Source organism: Bacillus sp. P4_D3, assembly GCF_056401855.1.
Map to the genome: position 1 here is coordinate 1 of NZ_JBFUIN010000331.1, position 3,532 is coordinate 3,532.

General features: G+C 34.0%; 3 protein-coding genes. All 3 read right to left on the bottom strand.

Annotation, left to right across the window (positions count from 1 at the left end):
* Positions 1-7: 7 nt before the first annotated feature.
* Positions 8-841, bottom strand: coding sequence for a hypothetical protein (locus AC1DTM_RS20475; protein WP_016104440.1), 834 nt, complete (start codon positions 839-841; stop codon positions 8-10).
* 20 nt (positions 842-861) lie between these two features.
* On the bottom strand, positions 862-2,124 hold the full coding sequence (locus tag AC1DTM_RS20480; RefSeq protein WP_016104439.1) for an MBL fold metallo-hydrolase: 1,263 nt from the start codon (positions 2,122-2,124) through the stop codon (positions 862-864).
* Positions 2,121-3,532 (bottom strand): ABC transporter permease (locus AC1DTM_RS20485; RefSeq protein WP_477000750.1); only part of this gene is annotated, 1,412 nt, incomplete at its 5' end. The genes AC1DTM_RS20480 and AC1DTM_RS20485, both read right to left, overlap by 4 nt.

The following is a 3,532-nucleotide window of genomic DNA, read 5'->3' on the forward strand; positions in this document are numbered from 1 at the left end:
TTCCTATTTACTGAAAAATAAGCTCTGTCTTCAAACTATCTTTCGGTAACAACCATCCTTTTTTCTCTATACTTGCCATTAATAATTCTCTTTGTTTTGTCGCGATACTTTCCTCATTTGTTTTAAACGACACTTCTATTACGAAGTCATCTTCTATCTTCCCGGTATTACTTAATGGCCAAATTTCAATATTCGTTTTTATATTTTCAAATTCACCTGTATACCGTTTCATTAATACAGGACCGTAAATGTGAGAATCCTTGAGCATCTCTTCTCCCCAATTCGTATACAACCATTTGTTCATTTTCCCTGGTAACTTTTCTATTAACATATTTTGAGCAGCTTGTTCATTTGGTAAATCAAGTACCCCATATCCTTTAGCACTGTAACTTTTCTTATCTGAAATACTTAACGTTTTCTTCCCAAATCCCCAATCTATTTCCGCCTCATAACTATCAGTTTTACTATCAAATCCATCTTTTTTAGCTACTTCTAGTGCATCTTGAATTACACCATTTTGAATAGGATATCTTTTTTTATATGTTAGCTCAAAATCTTTACTAAATTCTTTCTTTCGAATTCTCGCAAACCAACCTTCGTTACTTAAACTTTTATTCACCGTATCTAGAAATTGCACTTGTATTCTTTCATAATTTGTACCAGCCTGGAAATGTTCTAGTACCTCTTGCTTCATCTCTTTGTTATAACCTAATACTTGTTCTGGCTTTAATAATAACTTCACTTCAAAACTAGGTTTCATTGGACTAGCAGCAAACCCTTCCTTAACGTTATAAAGGAAACAACAAAAGAAAATGCTTACGAATACAAATACTTTTTTCATATACCTATCCCCTTTACATTTTAAATTACTTCTATACGTTCCATTGCAAGTGAATATACATTTTCATATCCTGCTGTACTTAGCTTTTGTTGTAATCGATCCGTATCCTCTTTAAGAGCGTGCACTAACACCGTATGTTCTGGTAATAATGTATTTAACATTTCCTTAACATCACTTATACTTTGATGAACTTTATACGGAACTCGATTCACCCTACATGTATTCCTTACATGCTCTTTCATAACTTTTTCTGCAAAACTCCCTTTAGCAATATGTCCAGTAAAGATAATGGAATTTCGTTCTTCATGCCGAAGTTGTTCATAATATAACTGCGCTCGTTTCGTTTGCATATTCGCATCACTCATTACAACTATTCCGTAACTATTTTGCATACTAATGTCATTATCCATAACTATTATGTTTCTTTTCAAACTCTCCATAATCCACTGAAGTTCTTCATTATTTTTTATCCAATCTTTATATATGAACATCTCTTCAAAACCAACCAAAATTTCTTTATCTACTATAAGCGGAAATTCTTTATATCGTTCATATAAATACAATACTATATCTTGCGCCCTACCAAGTTGCGGCAGCGGTAGTAATGCTATTCCTTTATTTTGCATAACTCGTTCAATTTCTGTACATAGATCGTCTAATCTTTCATTTTGCGAAACATCATCAGTGTGGTAAGCGGCATCTACAATTGCAATTTTTATATCGCTTCGCAAATTTTCAGGTAAATTAGCTCGTAGTATATTAGATTCTGCTGAATAATCACCAGAATAAAATACGTATGTATTACACATATCCACTAAAAACCAAACAGCTCCTAATACATGCCCACTATACCCCCATTGAAACCGCAACGTTGGTGTAATCTGTATCCATTCATTTGGATTACTAATCTCATCAATACATACATAATTTAAATCTTTAATATTTTGGTCGTTATAAGGTAAATCCCACCCTTTTGAAAGATTGTAGTTTCTCCATTTTTCAAAATAAGCTGGCAGTTGCTCCTTCGTATAACGAGTCGTCCAAATTTTTTTCTTATATCCATACTTCGTCAATAAAGGTAATCCCATCGTATGATCTTCATGAATATGTGATAAAAATACCGCATCCAAAAATGTAACTATTTCTCTTTCTATTTTTGGATAACTCTCCTCATAGGATCGATTAATACCACAATCAAATACTATTTTCATCTCTTTATTTTTTACAAAATAGCAGGAACGACCGTATTCTCCCGCTCCTCCCCATACTTCCATCCTCATCATGCTACCCCTTTTCGTTTTTGCTCCATATGTTGCAGAAGTAATAAGCACATTGTTGTAAGCCCAACAGAAACAACGGCCATCGCCATTCCTATAGATACTTCCCCTTGTTCAAATTGAGCAAAAATAAACGTTGCTGACGTTTCTACTGATGGGGGTAGTACAAGAAGCGATGCTACTAACTCTCTTATCGAAATTGTAAATGTCATCGCCCATCCAGCCAGAATGCCTGGGATAATAAGAGGCAATATTATTTTTCTAAAAATATAAATATAATTTCCAGAAAAAATACTCCCTGCCTGTACAAGAGAATCATCAATTTGTCCGAGCGATGCTTTTACATACTGCACCGTATAAGGTAAAAAAAGAACAACATACGTTACGATAACCATGACAGGCGTATTGTAAATTGATATAGGCATATATGGTGAATTCCAAAATAAAATAAGCCCTACAACCATCACTATTCCTGGTACCATATTCGGTAACATACCGCACATATCAAGCCATTTTTCAGAGGACTTTTTCCCCTTTCGAATCATAAGTGCCAAAAAGACTCCAATAATTACAGCAACAATCGCCGTTACGAGTGAAAAAAGAAAACTGTTCCATAAAGCTTCTAATCCCGGAGAACCAATTGTAAATAATGCTTCATAATGGCTTGTTGTAAAGTTATTAAAATGTAAGCACCCGCCTCTTAACTTAGATAAAGAAGCTATGAGTATAGAAAAGTATGGGATACCAATTGCTACTATTAGTAAACCAATTACATAAACCCATGCTATAAAACGTGTAAATATAGACAAAGTATACCTTTTAGATTTCACACCTTTTCCACTAACCATTGCATATGAGTACTTTCGGTTCAATACATTTTGCATATACCAAATGAGCATACACGCACTAAGTAATAAAGAAGATAATGCTGTGGCACTACTAAAATCAATCGGCCAACTTGAGATAAATTTATGAATCTCTGATGTTAACACATGAAATCCTATTCTACGTCCGAATGTAGCCGGTGTTCCAAATTCGGCAATCGTCTTTACAAAAATGAGTAAAGCACCCATTACATAACTTGATAACAATAACGGCAATATTATTTTTCTTAAACGATAGAAAAAGCTTCCACCATGAACTGCTGCAGCTTCTTCTTTACTACTCCCAATTTGAAGTAACGTGTTTTTCAACATGAAGTAAAGGAATGGGAATAAATGCAGACTCATAATTAAAACCATACCGCCTAAACTAAAAAATGATGATGAAATCGGCTTTAAAGTCGGAAAAAATTGTTCGAAATAACCGTTAGGTTGCATGAACAAAATCCATCCCATTGATCCGATATACGGCGGGGTCATAAATGGGATCATAAAAATAATATCTAACTTACTATACTTTCCTACATCTGTTT

Excerpts from the sequence above, each read along its gene's own strand:
- AC1DTM_RS20475 (WP_016104440.1), bottom strand. The coding sequence starts at position 841 with ATGAAAAAAGTATTTGTATTCGTAAGCATTTTCTTTTGTTGTTTCCTT.
- AC1DTM_RS20480 (WP_016104439.1), bottom strand. The coding sequence starts at position 2,124 with ATGATGAGGATGGAAGTATGGGGAGGAGCGGGAGAATACGGTCGTTCC.